Origin of the sequence: Variovorax ginsengisoli (assembly GCF_030486595.1) — a bacterium.
GTDB lineage: Bacteria > Pseudomonadota > Gammaproteobacteria > Burkholderiales > Burkholderiaceae_C > Variovorax > Variovorax ginsengisoli_B.
The window spans coordinates 83,007-104,390 of sequence record NZ_JAUJZH010000001.1; the positions used below are offsets into that span (position 1 = coordinate 83,007).

Consider the following 21,384-nt stretch of genomic DNA (forward strand, 5'->3'; position numbering starts at 1 on the left):
TGCGCGGCGCCCGGCCGGGCACGGTATAAACCCGCCGATGCAATTTCAGACCATTTCGCGCCGTCTCGCCCTGGCGGCCGCCCTCCTCGCCAGCCTCTGGCTGGCCGGCTGCAGCACCGCACCGACCGGCGCCGTGCCGGGCCAACTCAGCAGCGCCCGTCCCGAGCCCGCCGACCACAGCCGTGGCAAGCCGCGGGCATCGAACGCCGCCACGGCGCGCGACTATCGCAAGGACGCCGCCCGCCACGTCTACGAGATCAACAAGGACCGGATCTACGGCGGCAAGCTGCCGCCCTTGCTCTACGCGGTGGGCACGCTGCAGGTCAACCTCGATGCCGACGGCAGGGTGCTCTCGATGCACTGGATGCGGGCGCCGACGCACGCGCCCGAGGTGATCGCCGAGATCGAGCGCACGGTGCTCATGGACGCGCCCTACCCGGCAGCGACGCGGCTCGGCAAGGTGACCTGGACCGACACCTGGTTGTGGGACGAAGGCGGTCATTTCCAACTCGATACCCTGAGCGAAGGCCAGCAGTAGGTCACGAGCCCCGGTAGGTGGAGTAGCTCCACGGGCTCACCAAAAGCGGCACGTGGTAGTGCTGGTCGGTGTGCGCCACGCCGAAATCGAGCGCCACGCGATTGAGAAAATTCGGCTCGGGCAAGGTCACGCCGCGGGCCTTGAAATAGCCCGCGACATCGAACACCAGCCGGTAGGTCCCGACCTTCAGCGTGCTGTTGTCGTACAGCGGGCCGTCGCTGCGGCCGTCGGCGTTCAGCGTGAATCGCCGCACCAGCGTGGCGCGGGCGTCCTCGCCGGTGCCGTCGGTCGTGAACAGCGCCACCTCCATGCCGGCGGCGGGACTGCCGTGCATGGTGTCCAGTACGTGAGTGCTCAGGCCCATCGATCTGCTCCTTCAATGCATTGGGGAAATTACGGTCGACAAAAGTGTATACAGTTCTGGGCTTTGGGTCTATCATCAAAAACATGGACTCGACCACCACCCGCGCGATCGTCGACGCACTCACCAAAGCCATTGTGGAGCACCGGCTGCAGCCCGGCAGCAAGCTGGCCGAACAGAAGCTGGCCGACCACTTCGGCGTCTCGCGCACGCTGGTGCGGCAGGCGCTGTTCCAGCTGTCGCAGAACAAGCTGATCCGCCTCGAACCCGCGCGCGGGGCCTTCGTGGCGGCGCCTGCGGTCGACGAGGCCAGGCAGGTCTTCGCGGTGCGCCGCATGCTCGAGGCCGAGATGACGCGCGCCTTCGTGCGCAGCGTCACGCCGGCCAAGATCAAGGCGCTCAAGGAACACGTCGCGCTCGAGAAGGCGGCGGTCTCGGGCGAGGACATCTCGGGCCGCACCGAGTTGCTCGGCGACTTCCACGTGCGCATGGCCGAGCTGATGGGCAACACGGTGCTGGCCCAGATCCTCGGCGAGCTGATCTCGCGCTGCGCGCTGATCACGCTGATGTACCAGAGCGCCACCGCGGCCGAGCACTCGAACGACGAGCACGCCGACATCGTCAAGGCCCTGGCCGCCAAGGACGAGGAGCGCGCCGTGCGCCTCATGACCGAGCACCTCGAGCACGTCGAGGCCAACCTCACCTTCGACCGCAAGGTTCCCACCCACGACATCACATTGGCGCTGGCCTGACACCCATGAGCATCTACGACAGCACTCTGCCCTACCCGCGCGACCTCATCGGCTACGGCCGCAATCCGCCGCACGCCCAATGGCCCGGCCGGGCCCGCATCGCGGTCCAGTTCGTCCTCAACTACGAGGAAGGCGGCGAGAACTGCGTGCTGCACGGCGACGCCGGCAGCGAGCAGTTCCTCTCCGAGATGTTCAATCCCGCGAGCTATCCCGAGCGCCACATCAGCATGGAAGGGATCTACGAATACGGCTCGCGCGCCGGCGTCTGGCGCATCCTGCGCGAGTTCGAGAAGCGCGGCCTGCCGCTGACCGTGTTCGGCGTCGGCATGGCGCTCGCGCGCTATCCCGAGCTGGCCTCGGCCTTCAAGGAACTGGGCCACGAGATCGCCTGCCACGGCTGGCGCTGGATCCACTACCAGAACCTCGACGAAGCCACCGAGCGCGAACACATGCGCCTCGGCATGGAAGCCATCGAGAAGCTCACCGGCGAACGCGCGCTCGGCTGGTACACCGGCCGCGACAGCCCGCGCACGCGCCGCCTGGTGGCCGACTACGGCGGCTTCGAATACGACAGCGACTACTACGGCGACGACCTGCCCTTCTGGATGAAAGTGCAGAAGACCGACGGCGCGGTGGTGCCGCAGCTCATCGTGCCCTACACGCTCGACTGCAACGACATGCGCTTCGCGCTGCCGCAGGGCTACTCGCACGCCGACCCCTTCTTCCAGTACATGAAGGACAGCTTCGACGCCCTCTACGCCGAAGGCGACGAGGCGCCGAAGATGATGAGCATCGGCATGCACTGCCGGCTGCTCGGCCGACCTGGGCGCATCACCGCGCTGCAGCGCTTCCTCGATCACATCGCCACCCACGACCGGGTCTGGGTCTGTAGTCGGCTCGACATCGCGCGGCACTGGAAGGCGACGCATCCCTACGCCACTCGCCAAGGAGACTGACATGGCGCTCACCATCGACCAACTCAACACGGCATCGGCCGACGAAGCCGTCGCGCTGCTCGAAGGCGTCTACGAGCATTCGCCATGGATCGCGGCGCGATCGCTGGTGTCGCGGCCGTTCCGGTCGCTGCCGCACCTGAAGCACGCGCTGGTGCAGGCCGTGACCCATGCCTCGCGCGCAGAGCAGCTCGGCCTGATCCGTGCCCACCCTGAACTCGCCGGCAAGGCGATGGTCAGCAAGAGCCTCACGGCGGAATCGACCAACGAGCAGAACAAGGCCGGCCTGACCGATTGCACGCCGGAAGAGTTTGCGAAGATCCAGCAGCTCAACGCCGACTACAACGCCAAGTTCGGCTTTCCGTTCATCCTCGCGGTGCGCGGCCCGCGCGGCACCGGTCTTGCCAAGCGCGAGATCATCGACACCTTCGAGCGCCGGCTGCATCACCATCCCGACTTCGAACTCGGCGAGGCGCTGCGCAACATCCACCGCATCGCCGAGATCCGGCTGGACGACAAGTTCGACGCCGCGCCCTCGCTCGGCAACGAGGTCTGGGATTGGCACGAGAAGCTCTCGGTCCACACCGACCCGGGCTATGCCGAGAAAGGCCAGCTCACCGTCACCTACCTCACCGACGCGCACCGCGCCTGCGCTGCGCAGATCGCGGCCGACATGCGCGAGGCCGGCTTCGACAGCGTGCAGATCGATGCGGTCGGCAACGTGGTCGGCCGCTACGAGGGCGCCACGCCCGGCGCCCGCGCACTGCTCACGGGCTCGCACTACGACACGGTGCGCAATGGCGGCAAGTACGACGGCCGGCTCGGCATCTTCGTGCCGATGGCCTGCGTGCGCGAGCTCAAGCGGCAGAACCGCCGCCTGCCTTTTGCCTTCGAGGTGGTGGGCTTCGCCGAAGAGGAAGGCCAGCGCTACAAGGCCACCTTCCTGGGCTCCGGCGCGCTGATCGGCCACTTCGACGACCGCTGGCTCGACCAGAAGGACGCCGACGGCATCACGATGCGCGAGGCCCGCCGCCATGCGGGCCTGAAGGACGAAGACATCCCCGCGCTGCAGCGCGATCCTTCGAAGTACCTGGGCTTCGTCGAAGTCCACATCGAGCAGGGGCCGGTGCTGACCGAGCTCGATCTTCCGCTCGGGATCGTGACCTCGATCAACGGCAGCGTGCGCTATGTCGGCGAAGTCATCGGCATGGCCAGCCACGCCGGCACCACGCCGATGGACCGTCGCCGCGACGCCGCGGCCGCCGTGGCCGAGCTGATCCTGTTCGCAGAGCAGCGCGCCGCCAAGGACGGCGACTCGGTCGCCACGGTCGGCATGCTCGAAGTGCCGAACGGCTCGATCAACGTGGTGCCCGGGCGCTGCAAGTTCAGCCTCGACCTGCGGGCGCCTAACAACGAACAGCGCGATGCACTGGCCAACGACGTGGTGGCGGCACTGAAGGACATCTGCGAGCGCCGCAGCGTGCGCCACACGCTCGAGGAAACCATGCGCGCCGCGGCCGCGCCCAGCGCACCCGAATGGCAGCGGCGCTGGGAGCAGGCGGTCGACACGCTCGGCGTGCCGCTCTTTCGCATGCCCAGCGGCGCCGGCCACGACGCGATGAAGCTGCACGAGGTGATGCCGCAGGCCATGCTCTTCGTGCGTGGCATCAACTCCGGCATCAGCCACAACCCGCTCGAATCGAGCACCAACGACGACATGCAGCTGGCGGTGCAGGCTTTCCAGCTGCTGCTCGACAACCTCGCCACCGAACCGGCCCTCTGACATGACCGACTACACCAAACTCGACGCCTGGATCGATGCCCATTTCGACGAGGAAGTGCGCTTCCTGCAGGAGCTGGTGCGCGTGCCGACCGACACCCCGCCCGGCAACAACGCGCCGCATGCCGAGCGCACCGCCGAGCTGATCCAGGCCTTCGGCTTCGAGGCCGAGAAACACGCCGTGCCCGCCCAGGAAGTGAAGGACTACGGCCTCGAATCGATCACCAACCTGATCGTGCGGCGCAAGTACGGCAACGGGGGCCGGACGGTGGCCCTCAACGCCCACGGCGACGTCGTGCCGCCCGGCGAAGGCTGGACCCACGACCCCTACGGCGGCGAGATCGACGGCGGCAGCCTCTACGGCCGCGCCGCGGCGGTGAGCAAGAGCGACTTCGCGAGCTTCACCTTCGCCGTGCGTGCGCTCGAAGCCGTCGCCAAGCCAGCCAAGGGCAGCGTCGAGCTGCACTTCACCTACGACGAGGAATTCGGCGGAATCCTGGGCCCGGGCTGGCTGCTCGCACAAGGCCTCACCAAGCCGGACCTGATGATCGCGGCCGGCTTCAGCTACGAAGTGGTCACGGCCCACAACGGCTGCCTGCAGATGGAAGTCACGGTGCACGGCAAGATGGCGCATGCGGCGATCCCGACCACCGGTGTCGATGCGCTGCAGGGCGCGGTCCACATCCTCAACGCGCTCTATGCGCAGAACACGCTCTACCAGCAGGTGACGTCGAAGGTCGAGGGCATCACGCACCCCTATCTCAACGTCGGCCGCATCGAGGGCGGCACCAACACCAACGTCGTGCCCGGCAAGGTGGTCTTCAAGCTCGACCGCCGGATGATCCCCGAGGAGAACCCGGTCGAGGTCGAGGCCACGATCCGCAAGGTCATCGCCGATGCCGCCGCGCAGATGCCCGGCATCACGGTCGACATCAAGCGCATGCTGCTCGCCAATTCGATGAAGCCGCTGGCCGGCAACAAGCCGCTGGTCGACGCGATCCAGAAGCACGGCCAGGAACTCTTCGGCGAGCCGATCAAGGCGATGGGCACCCCGCTCTACACCGACGTCCGGCTGTACGGCGAAGCCGGCATCCCGGGCGTGATCTACGGCGCCGGTCCGCGCACCGTGCTCGAGTCGCATGCCAAGCGCAACGACGAACGCGTGGTGCTCGAAGACCTGCGGCGCGCCACCAAGGTCATCGCACGCACGCTGAGCGATCTGCTCTGCTGAGAGCTTGCGGGACAGACCAACAAACTGCGCAGCAGTTTTTGCTCTGTCCTCAACTGATCAGAACGCCTTGCGGGACAGACCAAGAAAACCGCGTCAGCGGTTTTTTGCTCTGTCCTCAACTGATCAGATGTCCCCTATCTGGCAAGGACCGTGAGGCCATTGGTTGAGCCTCGCGTCCCTGCCCGATACACTTGACCCATGCACGCCCCCGCCCGCTTCCAGAACCACGCCGCTCTCGCGCGGCCGTCGTTTTCTGCGCGCGCGGCAGGTCTGCAGCAGACGCCCGCACATTCCTAAGCCCGGCGGCCGCTTCCCTCCCCCATTTAGCGCAACCATCGACCGCCGGGCACCCCCCTCGCGCGTCGCGGTGCCTGCCCGTTGCTTCGGGCGGCCCGCATTCGACTGGAGTGCGTCCCCATGCATGCAACCATCCTCGGCGAGCGCACGCTCACCGAACATGACTTCTCGCGCCTGAGCAAGCTGCTCGACGGGCATCTGCCGCCCGCACTCGCCAACGTCCTCGGCGCGGCCGAGGTGACGCGCTCGCGCGAAGTTCCCGCGGACATCGTCACGATGTATTCGCAGGTCGAACTGGTCGACCTCCACACGCGGCGCAGGCAGACGCTGACCGTCTGCTTTCCCGGCGACGCGGAGCCCAGTGCCGGCTTCATCTCGGTGCTGTCGCCCGTCGGCAGCGGTCTGCTCGGACTGAAGGTCGGCGCGATCGCGCGCTGGCAGATGCCCGGCGGCGAAGAAGGCGCGGCCGAGATCGTCGCCATCGCATTCCAGCCCGAAGCCAGCGGCGACTACGCGCGCTAGCCAGCGCGCCGCCCTTTCCAGCCCACGCAGCGCGCGGTCGCCCCTTGACCGCGGCGCCAGCGCGCGCCAAGCGCAAAGAGGAGACCTCCATGACCATCCGATCCATCCTGGCCGTGACCGACTTCTCGCAGCCAGCCAGCCTCGCCATCGAACGCGCGGCCCGCCTCGCGGCCGAGCACAGCGCCGTCCTCAAGCTCATGGTGCTGCCGACGAGCGGCAATGCGCCGCCCGCGAACGGCGCCAGCCGGCTCGCGACTGCCGCCAGGAAACTGGGCCATCGTTTCGCCATCACGGTGCGGCCCGTCGCCCAGACCGCGAACACGCTGGCACACGTCGCCGAGGAAGCCAGCTGCGCGGACCTGCTGGTGCTCGGTCACTGGCGCGAGCGCACGATGGCCTCGCTGCTGCAGGGGCAGCCCGCGGAGCGGCTGGCGCGCCTGTGCCGCTGCCCGGTGCTCGTGACCAAGACCACGCCGCACCGCGACTACGAGCGAATCCTGGTCGCCGTCGACTTCACGCCCGCATCGAAGCGGCTGGTCCAGTTGGCCTGGACGCTGGACAGCAACGCCGAGGTCGAGCTGTTCCATGCCATCAGCACCTTGAACGAGGCCAAGCTCCGCTCGGCCGAGGCGTCCCGGCGCGCGATCCAGGCCTACCGGCACGAATGCATGCGCCACGCCCGCGACCGCATCTTCTGGCTGACCGATTCGTTCGACACCCGCCGCAATCGCGTCCTGAGCGCCATCGGCTACGGAGATCCCGCCCGTCAGACGGTGGTCCAGCAGGACCACGTGGGTGCCGATCTGCTGGTGGTCGGAAAGCGGCGCAACTCGCCGATCGCGGACTTCGTGTTCGGCAGCGTGGCCCAACGGGTGCTGTGCTGGGCCACCAGTGACGTGCTGGTCGTGCCGGACGATTTCCAGGCCTCGACCCGCGCAGCGGCCCGGCAACGGATCGAGGCCGAACGCGGTCTCAAGGGCGCCTTGAACGGCTGATCCACACCCGGGGCCTGGCCGCTCCGCGACCGGTTCAGTCCGAGGCTGCTGGCTGCGCCAGGCTGTGCAGCTGCGCTTCGATCGCCCGGTCGAGTTCGTCGACGGCCGCATCGAGCTGGGCGAAGGCCGCGTCGGGGGTCAGCGCCGCCTCGCCCTGGCAGGCCCGTTGGAGCATCTCGCACGCCCGCACCACGCGCTGGGCCCGGACCATCCGGGCCGGGCCCAGGATCTTGTGCGCCATCGACGACGCTTCGGACAACGCACCCGACGCGACGTGGGCGGCGAGCTCCCGGACGTCGCTGCGGTTGGTCCGCCACAACGCCTCGAGAAAGCGCGATTCGACCCGTGCGTCGTCGTCGGACAGCCGGCGCAGCGCGAGTGGGTCGAAGGCGGCCTCGAACGGCTCGTGCGGCGGCGCTTCGACCGGCGTCGCAGGCAACGGCTCGGCCGCATCCGCGGGCAGATGGCGATGGAGCGCCGCCGACAAGGCATCGAGGCTGAAGGGCTTCATGAGGCACTCGTCCATCCCGGCCTCGAGGGCGTGGCGCCGTTCCGCCTCCTGGACATGGGCCGTGCAGCCGAGCACCGGGCAGCGCGGCAGGCCGCGCTCGCGTTCCAGCTTTCTGATGGCCACCGCCAGGGCGTAGCCGTCCATGACCGGCATCGAACAGTCGGTGATGACCAGGTCGAAGCCGCCGTCGCGCCAGAGCGCCAGGGCCGTCTCGCCGTCCTCCGCCAGTTCGCACTCGAGGCCCAGGTGCTCCAGCTGGCGCTGCAGCAACAGACGATTGGCCGGATGGTCGTCGACCGCCAGGATCCTGCGGCCACGCTGCGGCAGAAAGGCGCCAGGCTCCGGCGCTGCGGCCGTGGCCGGGGCGGCGACTGGCGGCGAGGCGGCCCGCAGTGCGAGTTCGACCCGGACACAGGTGCCCTGGCCGCGCTGGCTTCGGACTTCGATGGTCCCGCCCAGCATTCGGCACAGGCGCTCGACGATCGGCAGACCCAGGCCGGTGCCGCCGATGGCGCGCGGGCCGGCCGCCTCGGCCTGGAAGAACGGCCGGAACAGGTTCTCCAGGTCCTTGGGGGCAATCCCGATGCCCGTGTCCTCGACCTCGAGGGCGATCGTCTCGACGTCGGCCTCGCGCCCCGCATGGCGCAGCCGGACGGTGACGCTGCCGACATCGGTGTACTTGATGGCGTTGCTCACCAGGTTGTTGGCAATCTGCCTGAAACGCACCGCATCGACGCTGTGCCATTCGCCGACCGCGGGGTCGATGTCGAGCACCATCGACAGGCCGTGCTGGCGGGCCAGGCCGCCGAACATCCGGGCCACTTCGTCGACGATCGCCTGCAGCCGCGCCGGCGCCAGGGCGATCTCGAGGCCGCCGGCTTCGATCTTGGACATGTCGAGGATGTCGTCGATGAGCCCGAGCAGGGCAACCGCCGAAGTCCGGGCCAGGTCCACCGATTCGCGGTCCTTGGCCGACAGTCGGCCTTCGCGCGTCAGCAGTTCGAGCATGCCCAGCACGGCGTTCATGGGCGTGCGGATCTCGTGACTCATGGTGGCGAGGAAATTGGACTTGGCGCGGCTGGCCTCCTCGGCCTTGGCCCGGGCCACCTGGCTCAGGTCGATCAGATGGTGGCGCTCCGTGACATCGATCGCGCCAGCGACCAGCGCGCGCGCCGGCCCTCCCTGCGACAGTGCGATCGGGACCGCCCAGTGCACCATCCGGCGCAACTCGCCATCGAGGACCACGTCGACATCCTCGTTCAGCGACTGGCCGCTCGCCAGCATGTCGAGGTAGCGGGCGTGAAGGAGGGCCGCCTTTTCCGGCTCGATGTACTGCAGTCCGCTTTCTCCGAGAGTCTTGCCCTCCATGGCGGCGCGGTGGGTGCCGCACATCTTTTCGAATGCGGCATTGCAGAAGACCAGCCTGGCCTCGTTGTCGCGCACGCAGATGGCCTGCGGAATGGCCTCGAGCATGGCGCGCTGGAAGGCGAGTTGATCGCGCAATTCGGCTTTGACGGCAAGTCGCCGCCGCATCTCTTTTCGCAGTTTTCGGTTCCAGACCACGCTGATGACGAAGCACAGCGCAAATCCGCCGGCGATTTCATAGCCCCAGGGCGTCAGCCCCGACATTTCCCCCCACATCATTAGCCCCTGTTCAGGAGACGAGGTGATGGGCGCGGGTGAAATCGACCAGTTCGACCAGGGTGGAAATCCCGAGCTTCTCGAATATCCGCGTTTTGTAGCTGCTGATCGTCTTGTTGCTGATCAACAGGGTTTCCGCAATTTCCTTGTTGCTCATCCCGCGGGCCAAGTATTGCAGCACCGTCAGTTCGCGGTCGGAGAGCGACTTCATCAGGACATCGGGCGGCGCACCGGAATGGATGTGCCCGTGCGAAGAGAGCGCCGACGATGGAAACATGCTGTAGCCGGCGAGCACCGTCCTGGCAGCCTGCGCGACGGCGGACATGTCTTCGCTCTTGCTCATGAAGCCATTGGCGCCAGCCTGCACCGTGCGGGCGGCAAAGATGGATTCCGGCTGGGCCGACAGCACCAGCAGCTTGGTCGAAGGCAGGGATTTTCTCAGCCTCTCGATCAGGTCGAGTCCGCTGAGCCGCGGCAGGTCGAGGTCGATGATGACCAGGTCGGGACGCTGGTCGCGAATCGCAGCCAGGGCGGTGGGGCCATCGCCCGCCTCGCCCACGACCTGGAACTCGCCTCCGGATTCGAGGGCAGAACGGACCGCCAGACGAATGGCGGGATGATCGTCGACGACGATGACTGTATGCATATTGATTCCCTTGCGTTGAGTTCGGTGGCCTGTGGCCGCTGGCAAGGGCGACTGATGTTTTCCAGTGTCATCGCCCTCACAATTCAACGTGATTTTAGGGCGATTCTCAATTGACGATGGAATTCATCAGCCATTCAAATATCAACAATGCAGGCAGATTGAGCAAAAGATCACATAATATTTGCCGATATGAAATTTAAAATTTCAGAATTTTCTTATTGCTTCTTTCGAATCTTCCGAAGGTCAAAAGAAGAAATTCAGATTAATCTAATATAAATTTATTAATTGTATTTGTTACTGATATTTTCTGCAGCTTCGCCCGGCCTGCTTTTGGGCTTTTGGGATATCAGGCGCGCTGGGCGCTCTGCAGCTTGTACCCGTTCTGGTAGACGCCGATCACCAGCCCGCTGACCGCGTCGGACGGTCGAGCGGTGACGAACCGGTTGTCGGCTGCCTGATAGACCAGGATGGTGCAGCCGGCGCTCCGGCTCAATGTGCGCGCCACGCCGGTCGCCTGGCTCGCCGTCTTGTAGCTGTTCATGTCCTGTTTCCTTGAGCGTTGGGTCGGCAAATGGTCACGAGCGCGCGGCGGCCAGCAGCCCGTCGATGGCGAGCACCACGCCCTCCCGCGCGTCTTTCGACGGCACGCCTTCGAGCAGCAACTGGCGCACCAGGCCCAGCGTGTTGATGAGCTCGGCCTCCATTTCCGTGAGCAGGGGGATCACGTCGAAGTCCGGGTACTTGCCCTTGGCGCCCATCGGTCGTCCGGGGCCCGACAGATCGACGTCGTAGCCCTCGCTGATTGCCTGTTTCTGAGTCTTCATCGGGACCTCGCAAAGAGATGGTTGATCTTTGGCAGCACCTGCGTTGGCACTGAATCGATGTAATACATTGTGCCTAGTTACTTCTTAAGTAACAAGATGATTCATTGAATCTTGAGTACTTTCTTCGTTCTTTTTCCGACTCCCTGCGGGTCCTTCGCCGTCCAATCAGGGTAATCACGGGGTCTTCCGTCTCACTTACGAACTCAACGACAGAGGCTGCGGTCGACAAGACCGCCACCATCGAAGGCATCGCGCAGGACGTCGCCACCGCGATCGTCGAGAAGCGGCTGCCGCCCGGCACCTGGCTGCGCGAGGAAGCACTGGGGCGGCTCCATTCGGTCAGCCACACCAAGATCCGGGCGGCGCTGCTGACGCTGTCGAAGGAAAAGCTGATCGAGATGATCCCGGACAAGGGTGCTTTCGTCAGCAAGCCCAGCGTGCAGGAAGCGCGCGAAGTCTTCGGGGTCCGGCGCCTGCTCGAAAGCGAGGTGGTGCGGCTGTTCGTCGTCAAGGCGCGTCCCGCCGACTACCAGGCGCTCGAGCAGCACATCCACTTCGAGCGCACCGCCTTGCGCGCCACCACGACCACCGGCACGGTGAGGGAACTGCTCGGCGACTTCCACGTCGCGCTGGCGGAGGCGGCCGGCAACCAGACCCTGGCCGAACTGATCCGCGAACTGGTGGCGCGCAGCTCGCTGATCGCCATGCTGTGCCACTCGTCGAACGATCCGCATTGCTCGTCCGACGAGCACGCCGAATTCCTGCGCGTCTGCCGCAGCGGCGATTCCGAGGCCAACCTTCAGCTTTCGGCCGGCGTGCCGGATCGCCAGCTCGACCTGGTCAAGGCCCTGCTGGCCTGACAAGCGCGGGCCCGTGACTTGCTTGGGCGCGCAGGGCGCGGGTTTTCCGCCATACAGCCGACCGCCTAATCTGTATACAGTTTAGCGTACAGAATGGTGGACGATCCAAGGCGCCGCGCCGTTCGCTCGTCCCTTTTCCTCCACGTTGCCCAGGAGAAACACGCAAATGACGGCTGCCTCGCCTTCCATCCACCCGGTCGACCAGCGCCTGCCGGCCGGCAAGCTCACCGCCCTCGGCCTGCAGCACGTGCTCGTGATGTATGCCGGCGCCGTGGCGGTGCCGCTGATCGTCGGCCGCGCGCTCAAGCTCACGCCGCAGGAGGTCGCGCTGCTGATCTCGGCCGACCTGTTCTGCTGCGGCATCGCGACCCTGATCCAGGCGCTCGGCGCCACCCAGTGGTTCGGCATCAAGCTGCCGGTGATGATGGGCGTGACCTTCGCGTCGGTCGCACCGATGGTCGCGATCGCCAATGCCAACCCGGGCCAGGCCGGCGCGCAGCTGCTGTTCGGCGCGATCATCGGCGCCGGCGTCATCTCGATACTGATCGCGCCGATGGTCTCGCGCATGCTGCGCTTCTTTCCGCCGGTGGTCACCGGCACCATCATCGCGGTGATCGGCATAAGCCTGATGCGGGTCGGCATCAACTGGATCTTCGGCAACCCGGTGGGCCCGACCGCGCCGGCGCTGGTCGACCCGGTGTACGCCAAGTGGCTGGCCGACGTCACCTCGCCCGGCTCGGCCGTGCCGCCGGTTCCGAAGGGCCTGTCGATCGTGCCGTCGGTGCCGAACCCCAAGTACGCCGACCTCGGCGGACTGGCCATTGCGGCCCTGGTGCTGGTGTCGATCCTGCTGATCGTGAAGTACGCCCGCGGCTTCATCGCCAACATCTCGGTGCTGCTGGGCATCGTGATCGGCGCCGTGGTGGCGACCATCTTCGGCTTCATGACCTTCGAGAAGGTCGGCAGCGCGGCCTGGTTCGACATCGTGCTGCCCTTCCACTTCGGCATGCCGAAGTTCGACCCGGTGCTGATCCTCACGATGTCGCTGATCATGGTCGTGGTGATGATCGAGTCGACCGGCATGTTCCTCGCGCTCGGCGAGATGACCGACCGCAAGATCAGCCAGCAGGACCTGGCGCGCGGCCTGCGCACCGACGGCCTGGGCACCTTGATCGGCGGCATCTTCAACACCTTCCCGTACACCAGCTTCTCGCAGAACGTCGGGCTGGTGGCGGTGACAGGCATCAAGAGCCGCTACGTCTGCGTGGCCGGCGGCGTGATCCTTGTCGTGCTGGGCCTGCTGCCGAAGATGGCGGCACTCGTCGAGTCGCTGCCCACCGTGGTGCTCGGTGGCGCCGGCCTGGTGATGTTCGGCATGGTCGCGGCGACCGGCATCCGCATCCTCTCGGGCGTGGACTTCAAGACCAACCGCCACAACGCGATGATCGTCGCAGTGTCGATCGGCGTCGGCATGATCCCGCTGCTGGCGCCCAACTTCAAGCAGTGGATGCCGCATGCGATCCATTCGCTGGTGGAGTCGGGCATTCTGCTGGCCTCGGTCTGCGCCGTGCTGCTGAACCTGTTCCTGAATGGCGCCAAGCACGATGAGGCGGCGATCGTGGCCGCGGCCAAGCAGGCCGAGGCGCACTGACCCCGGCTCAGATCATCGCCAGCGGCCGCTTGCGCCGCGGCGCCGGGTGCAGGCGATCGATCTCGGCCAGCACCTCCGGACCCAGCGTCAGCTCGGCCGCCGCGAGGTTTTCGCGCAGGTGGCTCTCGCGCGCCGCCTTGGGGATCGCGGCCACGCCGGGCTGCGCCAGCACCCACGCCAGCGCCAGCTGCGCCGCGCTGATGCCGAGCCGCTCGGCGATCGTCTGCAGGGCGGCGTCGGCGGCAAGCGCGCCCTGGTCGATCGGGCTGTAGGCCATCAGCGGAATGGCGCGTTCGCGATGCCATGGCAGCAGGCTGAACTCGGGGCCGCGCTCGGCGACCGAGTAGTAGACCTGGTTGACGGCGCAGTCGCCGGCCAGAGCGGCGAGCTCCTCCATGTCGTCGGTGTCGAAGTTGCTGACGCCCCAATGGCGTACCTTGCCTTCGGCGACCAGCGTCTGCATCGCTTCACAGGTGTCGCCGAGCGGATGCTCGCCGCGCCAGTGCAGCAGGTAGAGATCGACGTGGTCGAGCCCCAGACGGGCAAGGCTGCGGGCGCAGGCTTTGGCCGTCCCGTGCAGGCTGGCGTTGTGCGGATAGACCTTGCTGACGATGAACAACTCCTCGCGCCGCACGTCGCCCGCGCGCAAGGCCTCGGCGATGGCTTGGCCGACCACCTCCTCGGCGCCGCCTTCGCCGTACATCTCGGCGGTGTCGATGAGCCGGTAGCCCATCGCGATGGCGGCGCGCAGCGCAGCGACTTCGGCGCCGCGGCGACCCGCGGATTCGCCGATCTTCCAGGTGCCGAGTCCCAACGCGGGGATCGTTCCGCCGCCAGGCAGTTCCAGGGTTTGCATGGGTATTCCTTGTCGACAACGGCGTCGCGTGTTGCATCAGCCAACGATCCTAACCAAGCCGCGGCTGGACGTCGTGTCCAAGATATCGGATACTTATTCCAGCATGACGGATGAAGCAAGCCACCTGAACGAGCGCATCGCCCAACGGGTGCGCGAGCTGCGCGCCGCGCGCGGCCTGTCGCTCGATGCGCTGGCGGCCCACTGCGGCGTCAGTCGTTCGATGATCTCGCTGATCGAGCGCGGCGAGAGCAGCCCGACCGCTGTCGTGCTGGAGAAGCTCGCCACCGGGCTCGGCGTCGCGCTGGCCTCGCTGTTCGAGCCGCCGCGGGCCGGCGACGACCCGGTGGCGCGGCTGGCCGACCAGCCCCTGTGGCGCGATCCGCATTCGGGCTATGTGCGGCGCAACGTCTCGCCAGCGGGCGGGGCCTCGCCGATCCAGATCGTCGAGGTGGCCTTTCCGCCGAAGGCGCGCGTGGCCTACGAGACCGGCGCCCGCGAGCCGCGCATCCACCAGCAGGTATGGGTGCTCGAGAACACCATCGAAGTCACGGTCGGCGATGCTTGCCATCGGCTCGACGCCGGCGACTGCCTGGCCCACGCGCTGGACCGCCCGGTGAGCTACCACAACCCCACGCGACACCTCACGCGCTATGCGGTCGTGATCGCCACCCTGCCCTCGCCCTGGAGGTGACATGCAGACCCGAACACCTTCCGCCCGGCGCATCCGGCGGCTCCAGACGGTCTCCGAAGCACAACTGCGTGCGCTGTCCGAACTGCTGGTCGATTGCGTGGAAGGCGGCGCCTCGGTGAGCTTCATGGACCCCTTGCCGCCCGCCCGTGCCATGGCGTTCTGGCGCGAGGTGGCCGAAGGGGTCGCGCGGGGCGAGCGCGCCCTGCTGATTGCCGAGGATGACGCCGGCATCGTGGGCACCGTTCAACTGGTGCTGGCCCAGCCCGACAACCAGCCGCACCGCGCCGACCTGTCGAAGATGCTCGTGCTCCGGCGTGCGCGCTGCCAGGGCTGGGGCGAGGCCCTGATGCAGGCGGCCGAGCAGGCGGCGCGCGACTGCGGCAAATCGCTGCTGGTGCTCGACACCGCCAGCGAAAGCGCCGAACGGCTCTACGCCCGGCTGGGCTGGCAGCGGGTCGGCGTGATCCCCGGCTATGCGCTGCTGCCGCAAGGCGGGCTCTGCCCCACGACCATCTTCTACCGCGAGCTGGAGCCGCTCCAGGGCGCCCAGTAGGCGACACTGGCGTCATGCCACTCACCGGAGCATGCCGATGATCCCCACCATCACCGCCTTTGAGCAATCTCCCGATCGCGGCCGAGGGCTGGCACGCGACATGCGCGTTCGCTGGGCGCTCGAAGAAGCGGGCCAGACCTATGCCGTGCGTCTGGTTTCGTTCAAGGAGATGAAGGAGCCCGCGCATCGCGCGCTGCATCCCTTTGGGCAGATTCCGACCTATGAAGAAGGCGATCTCGCCCTGTTCGAGTCGGGGGCCATCGTGCTCCATATCGCCGAGGGTCATCCTGGCCTGCTGCCGGACGATGCCAACGCGCGGGCGCGCGCGATCACCTGGATGTTCGCCGCGCTCAACACGGTGGAGCCGCCGATCCTCGATCGCGGCATCGCCATGATGCTGGAGCACGACAAGGCCTGGTTCCAAGAGCGCCTGCCCCTTCTCGAAGGGCGCGTCCGGGTCCGCCTGGGCGAGCTGTCGCGGCGGCTGGGCGCCGCCGATTGGCTCGACGATGCGTTCAGCGCCGGCGACCTGCTGATGGTGACGGTGCTGCGCAGACTGAGCGGGTCGACCCTGCTGGACGAATACCCGAACCTCGCGGCCTATGTCGCCCGCGGTGAAGCGCGGCCGGCTTACCAGCGCGCGTTCGCCGACCACTTGTCGGTGTTCAGGGGCAGCCAGCCACCGCGCGAAACGAACTCGACATGAGATACCGCTTCAACGTCTTCGGACGAATCATTTCCATCGAACGCGTCGGCGGCGATTGGGTCGCCCACCTGACGGGAAACGACGGCAAGCGTCGTCCGGCAGAACTCGCGATTCCTTCCGACATGCGGCACGCCGAGCTGGCACAGTATCTCTACGACGTCTACCACGAGGAAGCGACGCCAACGAATGGCGACGTTTTCGAGATCGTGCCCCGATAGGGCACCCGAGCGCCCGGCAGGCTAGATCGCGACGAGCCTCAGCGCTCGATGGTCTTGTTCCAGCGCGCATTCCACGCCGGCCGGTTCGCGTTGATGCTCTCCCAGTCCACCGTGACTGCCGTCTTCATGTAGCCGTTGATCGCCGCCACCTGGGCAACGCCTTCGCCCACGGCCGGCGCCTTCGGGTTGGTCGGGATCTGGCTGCCGTACTGCAGTACGTTCGCCTGGGCTAGCGGACTCAGCAGGAACTCGGCGAGCTTCTGCGCGAGTTCCGGCTCGCTGTTGTTGGCGATCACGCACTGCCCCACCATCAGCACCACCGCGCCCTCCTTGGGGTTCGCGTATTCGACCGGGATGCCCTTGACCTTCAGCGCCGCCACCGCGGTCGGCGTCAGCGGAAAGATCGCCGCTTCGCCGGTCTGCACCATCTCGGAGATCTTGGCCGAACTCGGGATGTACTCCAGGACGTTCGGGCCGATCGTCGTCGGCCAGGCCTTGAAGCCGGGCTCGACGTTCTGGTCGGTGCCGCCCTGGATGCGGTTGAACATCAGGAAACCATGCAGGCCGAAGGACGAAGCCGAGACCGACTGGAACACCACCTTGCCCTTGAACTTGGCGTCGGCCAGATCCATCCACGAGGTCGGCGCCGCCCAGCCCTTCTCCTTGAACATCTTCGCGTTGTAGGCCAGGCCGGTCATGCCCAGGCTGACGCCGCTGGCCATGTCGCCCTTGAAGCGCGCCGCCGGGTAGATCTCGTTGAGCGCCGCGCTCGGGCGCTGCTTCTCGCACAGCCCCATGCCGATCGCGCGGACCATCACGCCATCGTCGAGGAACATGACGTGCATCTGCGGGCGCTCCTTGTTGGCCTGCGCCTTGGCAAGAATGTCCGACGACGTCCCGGGCACCACCACGACCTTGACGTTGTTCAGCTTCTCGAAGGCCGGGAAGACGTACTGCGTGTACGCCTTCTCCATCGTGCCGCCGTTCATGCCGATGTAGAGCGTCTTGGTCTGGGCGCCAGCCACGCCGCTGGCCATCAGGGCAGCGGCAGCAGCCACGGTGAAGAGCGAGCGGCGCACGGTGAGCCGGAGGGCAATGCGGGCAGAGGACATGACTTTCCTTTCGGGACGGTTGAAGGAGGGATGCAGGAAACGAATGCGTTCAGTGGGCCGATGCCGGCGCGGCTGCCGCGACGTCGACGAAGCGATCGATGGCAAAGGCGCCGATCGGCGTGCGGCTGCGCCCGTCGCGCACCAGTTCGGCCAGGACCTCGCCAACGGCTGGCCCGGTCTGGAAGCCGGCGCCGGCAAAGCCGAAGCCGTGGAACAGGCCCGGCGTGGTGCGGCTGGGACCGATCACCGGCTGGTGGTCGGGCAGATAGCCTTCGGTGCCGCCCCAGGTGCGGATGAAGTGCGCATGGCGCAGCATCGGCAGCAGCTCGATCGCCTGCGTCGAGAGACTCGCGATCGTGTCGCGCTCGGAACGTGCGCGGTCGGCATCGAGCAGGCGCCCAGGACCGCCGCCGAGCACCAGATTGCCGCGCGCCACCTGACGGCAGTACACGCCGCCGCCCTCGACGCCGAGGCTCCATTGCATGAAGAACGGCAGCGGCTCGGTGACGGCCATCGCGGGACTGCGTGAATACATCGGCACCGTATCGCCGAACTGGGTGGCGACCGCATTGGCCCAGGCGCCGGCGCAATTGAGCAGCACGGGTGCCTTCACTTCCAGCGCGTTGGCGGTGCGCAGATGAAACAGCTGGCCGTCGTGCGCGATCTCGTCGACCCGCGTGCGCTCGTGGATCTCGGCACCCGCGCGCTGCGCCGCCAGCGCGAAGGCCGGCGACACGAGACGCGGATTGGCCTGCCCGTCTTCCGGACAGAGCGAGCCGCCGACCGCCTTGCCGCCGAGCCAGGGGCATCGTTCGCGCAGCCGCGGGCCCGACAGGATGTCGATGCCGAGCCCGAAGTCGCGCGCGCGATCCCGGTAGGCCTCCAGCGCGGCCAGATCGGCTTCGCTGCGCGCGATCTTGAAGTGGCCCGAGCGCAGGTACTCGCCGTCGGTGCCGATCAATTCCGGCAGGCGGCCCCAGATCGCATGCGCGCGCTGCGCCAACGGCAGCTGGCCGAGGGGTCGCCCCTGGCGACGGACGCCGCCGTAGTTCACTCCGCTCGAGCGCGAGCCGCAGAAGTCCCGCTCCAGCAGCACCACCCGCAGCCCCATGCCGCGCAACGCCAGCGCCGCCGAACTGCCCACGATGCCGCCGCCCACGATGGCGACGTCGGTGCTGATGCGCTGCGTCATGCGGCTGCTCCTGCCTGCGACGCACTCGATGCACGCTCCAGCTGGATCGGGATCGGCTTGATCGGCGCCTGCCCGCGGAAACGGCCCACCTGCTGCACCGGCTGTCCGGTGGCGTGGGCGAGGATCTCGGCGGCGGCCACGCCGCACATCCGGCCCTGGCAACGGCCCATGCCGACGCGCGTCAGCGCCTTGAGGCGGTTCAGCTCGTTGGTGCCGCTGTCCGCGGCGCTGCGCCGCAACTCGCCCGCCGTGACGTTCTCGCAACGGCAGACCACGAGTTCGTCGGGCGCCTGCGCGGCCCAGTCGGAAGGGAAGGGAAAGGCGCGCTCGAGGCCGGCGCGAAATCCGGTGAGGCGGGCCAGCCGGTGCTGGAGCACGCTTGCGCGCTGCGTGTCGATGGCCATGCCGTGGTCGGCCAGCAGCGTGAGCGCGGCCAGCTCGCCCGCCCATTCGGCCGCGTCGGCTCCCATGATGCCGGCGCCATCTCCCGCGAGGTACACACCGGGGACGCTGGAGCGGCCGGCGGCATCGCGCTCGGGCAGATGCGCGCGATGCAGCGGCGCAAAGGCGAAACGGCATCCCAGCAGATCCGCCAGCTGGGTCTCGGACCGCAGCGCATAGCCGAAGCCGACGGCGTCGCAGTCGAGCCTGTGCTTGCGTCCGGCTTCGCTCCACACGACCGCGCGCACCCGCTCGTCGCCCTCCATGCGCAGCAACCGCACGCCGCGCCGCAACGGCACGCCGTGCGCGCGCAGCCAGGCGACGTAGTGCACCCCCTTGAGGAATACCGCGGGCTGCCTGAGCATCGCCGGCACGGCGGCCAGCTGATCGCCGAAGCGCGCGGTATCGAGCACCGCCGCGACATCGACGCCGGCCTTCGCATACTGCCAGGCCACCAGGTAGAGCAAGGGCCCGGTGCCCGCGAGCACCACGCGCGAGCCGATGGCGCAGCCCTGGAACTTGAGCGCCACCTGTGCGCCGCCGAGCGTGTACACGCCGGGCAAGGTCCAGCCGGGCACCGGCAGCACGCGATCGGTGGCGCCGGTGGCGACGATGAGCTGCCCGAAGGGCACGGTGCGCGTGGTCTGCGTCGGGCCGTGCAGCACGTCGAGCTTGGCGTCCTGCACGTTCCACACCAGGCTGTCGGGCCGATAGTCGATGCGGTCCTGCAGCGCGTCGATGGCCGCATGCACGGCGGTGGCACGGGCCGCCTCGCTGCCGTAGAGCGCCTCGGGCGGCCGGTCGAAATGCGCGGGTGGCCGACGGTAGATCTGGCCGCCGGCGCGCGCGGCTTCGTCGATCAGCACCGGCCGCAGGCCGTGCTTCGCGAGCGTCTGCGCGGCACGGATGCCGGCCGGGCCGGCGCCGACGATCGCCGGCTGGAGCGGTGCAGGCATCAATGCCCTCCGCCGCTCAGCAAGGCCATGCCGGGCGCGATGAAGGTCGAACAGGCGCGAAGTCGCGCACCCTCGGCGGTGGCGATCCAGCAATCCTGGCAGGCGCCCATCAGGCAGAAGCCGGCACGCGGCTCGTGGCTGAATTCGTTGCGGCGCAGTTGCGCGCCCTGCGTCAGCACGGCGGTCAGGACCGTGTCGCCTTCGAGCGCCTGCGCCGGACGGCCGTCGAGGGTGAACTCGACTGCGGCCCGCTGAGTCTCTGCGACCCGGCGCAGCAGCGGCTGAAGGGTGCCGGCGCTCATCGGTGGCCCCCTACCAGCACGCGATCGAGGCCATAGAGCCTGTCGAGGACGATCATCGCGACCGCGGTGATCGCCACCATCAGCGCCGACACCGCGGCCATCAGCGGGTCGATCGACTCGGTCGCGTACATGTACATGCGCACCGGCAGCGTCACCGTGCTCGGCGAGGTGACGAAGATCGACATCGTCACTTCGTCGAAACTGTTGATGAAGGCCAGCAGCCAACCGCCGGTGACGCCCGGCAGGATCATCGGCAGCGTGATGCGCTTGAACACCGTGGCCTGGCTCGCGCCCAGCGACAGCGCCGCCTGCTCGGCGCTGCGGTCGAAGCCGACCAGCGCCGCCACCACGAGCCGCAGCGTGTACGGCGTGACGATCAAGGCATGCGCGAAGATCAGGAAGCCGAAGCTGCCGGTGCCGCCAACCAGCGCGAACAGGCGAAGCAGGGCGACGCCCAGCACCAGGTGCGGAATGATCAGGGGCGACAGGAACAGCCCGTTGAGGAAGTCGCGGCCGGGAAAGTCGTAGCGCGTGATCGCCAGGCCGGCCGGCACCGCGACCAGCGTGGCGAGGGTGGCCGACGCCAGCCCGAGCTGCAGGCTGTTCCAGAACGACTGCATGAAGTCCGGATGCGCGAACACCGCCTGGAACCAGCGCAGCGAGAACTCGGTGGTCGGCAGCGTGAGCGTGTTCTCGGGCGTGAAGGCCACCACGCAGACGACCACCAGGGGCGCCAGCATGAAGGCGATGACGAGCGCGTTGAACGCGAGGGCAAAAGGTCCGTTCTTGCTCATG

At 67.6% G+C, this 21,384-nt stretch carries 24 protein-coding genes; 13 read left to right on the forward strand and 11 right to left on the reverse strand.

Features of this window, described 5'->3' with window-relative positions; translation table 11 throughout:
• Window positions 1-37 precede the first annotated feature (37 nt).
• Window positions 38-538, forward strand: coding sequence for a hypothetical protein (locus QZH52_RS00380; protein WP_301802270.1), 501 nt, complete (start codon window positions 38-40; stop codon window positions 536-538).
• A gap of 1 nt (window position 539) precedes the next feature.
• Here the strand turns inward: QZH52_RS00380 and uraH are convergent, their stop codons facing one another.
• Window positions 540-902, reverse strand: a complete 363-nt coding sequence (uraH, locus tag QZH52_RS00385; RefSeq protein ID WP_301802272.1) for a hydroxyisourate hydrolase — start codon at window positions 900-902, stop codon at window positions 540-542.
• Window positions 903-985: 83 nt separating this feature from the next.
• Between uraH and QZH52_RS00390 the strand changes: the two genes are divergently transcribed.
• The 6 genes from QZH52_RS00390 to QZH52_RS00415 all read left to right on the forward strand — a co-directional run bounded on the left by QZH52_RS00390 (window position 986) and on the right by QZH52_RS00415 (window position 7,429).
• Window positions 986-1,651 carry a GntR family transcriptional regulator gene (locus QZH52_RS00390; protein WP_286536674.1) on the forward strand — a complete coding sequence of 222 codons (666 nt, stop codon included), beginning with the start codon at window positions 986-988 and terminating at the stop codon, window positions 1,649-1,651.
• Between the two features lie 5 nt (window positions 1,652-1,656).
• Window positions 1,657-2,607, forward strand: coding sequence for an allantoinase PuuE (gene puuE / locus QZH52_RS00395; RefSeq protein ID WP_301802277.1), 951 nt, complete (start codon window positions 1,657-1,659; stop codon window positions 2,605-2,607).
• A gap of 1 nt (window position 2,608) precedes the next feature.
• Entirely contained in the window at window positions 2,609-4,387 is a 1,779-nt protein-coding gene (uraD, locus tag QZH52_RS00400; protein ID WP_301802280.1) for a 2-oxo-4-hydroxy-4-carboxy-5-ureidoimidazoline decarboxylase, read from the forward strand.
• Between the two features lies 1 nt (window position 4,388).
• Window positions 4,389-5,615 carry a M20 family metallopeptidase gene (locus tag QZH52_RS00405; protein WP_301802283.1) on the forward strand — a complete coding sequence of 409 codons (1,227 nt, stop codon included), beginning with the start codon at window positions 4,389-4,391 and terminating at the stop codon, window positions 5,613-5,615.
• Between the two features lie 417 nt (window positions 5,616-6,032).
• Window positions 6,033-6,434, forward strand: coding sequence for a GreA/GreB family elongation factor (locus tag QZH52_RS00410; RefSeq protein ID WP_301802285.1), 402 nt, complete (start codon window positions 6,033-6,035; stop codon window positions 6,432-6,434).
• Window positions 6,435-6,523: 89 nt separating this feature from the next.
• Window positions 6,524-7,429, forward strand: coding sequence for a universal stress protein (locus QZH52_RS00415; protein WP_301802287.1), 906 nt, complete (start codon window positions 6,524-6,526; stop codon window positions 7,427-7,429).
• A 34-nt stretch (window positions 7,430-7,463) separates the two neighbouring features.
• Here QZH52_RS00415 and QZH52_RS00420 read toward each other — a convergent pair whose 3' ends face one another.
• The 4 genes from QZH52_RS00420 to QZH52_RS00435 form a co-directional block, all read right to left on the reverse strand.
• A complete protein-coding gene (locus QZH52_RS00420) occupies window positions 7,464-9,569 on the reverse strand; it encodes an ATP-binding protein (protein WP_301802290.1) in 2,106 nt (701 codons plus the stop codon).
• A gap of 25 nt (window positions 9,570-9,594) precedes the next feature.
• Complete coding sequence (locus QZH52_RS00425; protein ID WP_301802291.1) at window positions 9,595-10,272, reverse strand: response regulator transcription factor; 678 nt, start codon at window positions 10,270-10,272, stop codon at window positions 9,595-9,597.
• Window positions 10,273-10,573: 301 nt separating this feature from the next.
• On the reverse strand, window positions 10,574-10,768 hold the full coding sequence (locus QZH52_RS00430; RefSeq protein WP_301802292.1) for a hypothetical protein: 195 nt from the start codon (window positions 10,766-10,768) through the stop codon (window positions 10,574-10,576).
• 34 nt (window positions 10,769-10,802) lie between these two features.
• A complete protein-coding gene (locus tag QZH52_RS00435) occupies window positions 10,803-11,051 on the reverse strand; it encodes a hypothetical protein (protein WP_286536682.1) in 249 nt (82 codons plus the stop codon).
• 164 nt (window positions 11,052-11,215) lie between these two features.
• Here QZH52_RS00435 and QZH52_RS00440 point away from each other — a divergent pair, with 164 nt between their 5' ends.
• On the forward strand, window positions 11,216-11,911 hold the full coding sequence (locus QZH52_RS00440; protein ID WP_436411524.1) for a GntR family transcriptional regulator: 696 nt from the start codon (window positions 11,216-11,218) through the stop codon (window positions 11,909-11,911).
• 166 nt (window positions 11,912-12,077) lie between these two features.
• Window positions 12,078-13,562 (forward strand): nucleobase:cation symporter-2 family protein, encoded by a 1,485-nt coding sequence (locus tag QZH52_RS00445; RefSeq protein ID WP_301802294.1) that lies wholly within the window; start codon window positions 12,078-12,080, stop codon window positions 13,560-13,562.
• Between the two features lie 7 nt (window positions 13,563-13,569).
• Here the strand turns inward: QZH52_RS00445 and QZH52_RS00450 are convergent, their stop codons facing one another.
• On the reverse strand, window positions 13,570-14,418 hold the full coding sequence (locus QZH52_RS00450; protein ID WP_301802296.1) for an aldo/keto reductase: 849 nt from the start codon (window positions 14,416-14,418) through the stop codon (window positions 13,570-13,572).
• Window positions 14,419-14,521: 103 nt separating this feature from the next.
• On the opposite strand from QZH52_RS00450, the gene QZH52_RS00455 reads away from it, so the two are divergent.
• The 4 genes from QZH52_RS00455 to QZH52_RS00470 are packed head-to-tail and all read left to right on the forward strand — an operon-like array spanning window position 14,522 to window position 16,586.
• Window positions 14,522-15,109 carry a helix-turn-helix domain-containing protein gene (locus QZH52_RS00455; protein ID WP_301802298.1) on the forward strand — a complete coding sequence of 196 codons (588 nt, stop codon included), beginning with the start codon at window positions 14,522-14,524 and terminating at the stop codon, window positions 15,107-15,109.
• 1 nt (window position 15,110) lies between these two features.
• A complete protein-coding gene (locus tag QZH52_RS00460; RefSeq protein ID WP_301802300.1) occupies window positions 15,111-15,662 on the forward strand; it encodes a GNAT family N-acetyltransferase in 552 nt (183 codons plus the stop codon).
• 37 nt (window positions 15,663-15,699) lie between these two features.
• Window positions 15,700-16,368, forward strand: a complete 669-nt coding sequence (locus QZH52_RS00465) for a glutathione S-transferase family protein (RefSeq protein WP_301802303.1) — start codon at window positions 15,700-15,702, stop codon at window positions 16,366-16,368.
• Window positions 16,365-16,586 carry a DUF7661 family protein gene (locus tag QZH52_RS00470; protein WP_301802306.1) on the forward strand — a complete coding sequence of 74 codons (222 nt, stop codon included), beginning with the start codon at window positions 16,365-16,367 and terminating at the stop codon, window positions 16,584-16,586. The genes QZH52_RS00465 and QZH52_RS00470 overlap by 4 nt, the downstream gene beginning before the upstream one ends.
• Window positions 16,587-16,624: 38 nt before the next feature.
• On the opposite strand, the gene QZH52_RS00475 is transcribed toward QZH52_RS00470, so the two are convergent.
• Genes QZH52_RS00475 through QZH52_RS00495 form a run of 5 tightly spaced genes read right to left on the reverse strand, consistent with a single transcriptional unit; the run spans window position 16,625 to window position 21,383 of the window.
• The gene (locus tag QZH52_RS00475) at window positions 16,625-17,698 is read right to left on the reverse strand and encodes an ABC transporter substrate-binding protein (RefSeq protein WP_301802309.1); all 1,074 of its coding nucleotides are present in this window, start codon (window positions 17,696-17,698) and stop codon (window positions 16,625-16,627) included.
• Between the two features lie 49 nt (window positions 17,699-17,747).
• Entirely contained in the window at window positions 17,748-18,890 is a 1,143-nt protein-coding gene (locus tag QZH52_RS00480) for an NAD(P)/FAD-dependent oxidoreductase (RefSeq protein WP_301802312.1), read from the reverse strand.
• The gene (locus QZH52_RS00485; protein WP_301802316.1) at window positions 18,887-20,287 is read right to left on the reverse strand and encodes an NAD(P)/FAD-dependent oxidoreductase; all 1,401 of its coding nucleotides are present in this window, start codon (window positions 20,285-20,287) and stop codon (window positions 18,887-18,889) included. The genes QZH52_RS00480 and QZH52_RS00485 overlap by 4 nt, the downstream gene beginning before the upstream one ends.
• Window positions 20,287-20,589 carry a (2Fe-2S)-binding protein gene (locus tag QZH52_RS00490; protein WP_301802319.1) on the reverse strand — a complete coding sequence of 101 codons (303 nt, stop codon included), beginning with the start codon at window positions 20,587-20,589 and terminating at the stop codon, window positions 20,287-20,289. Before QZH52_RS00490 ends, QZH52_RS00485 begins: the two co-directional genes overlap by 1 nt.
• Window positions 20,586-21,383 (reverse strand): ABC transporter permease, encoded by a 798-nt coding sequence (locus tag QZH52_RS00495; protein WP_301802321.1) that lies wholly within the window; start codon window positions 21,381-21,383, stop codon window positions 20,586-20,588. The genes QZH52_RS00490 and QZH52_RS00495 overlap by 4 nt, the downstream gene beginning before the upstream one ends.
• Between the last annotated feature and the right edge of the window lies 1 nt (window position 21,384).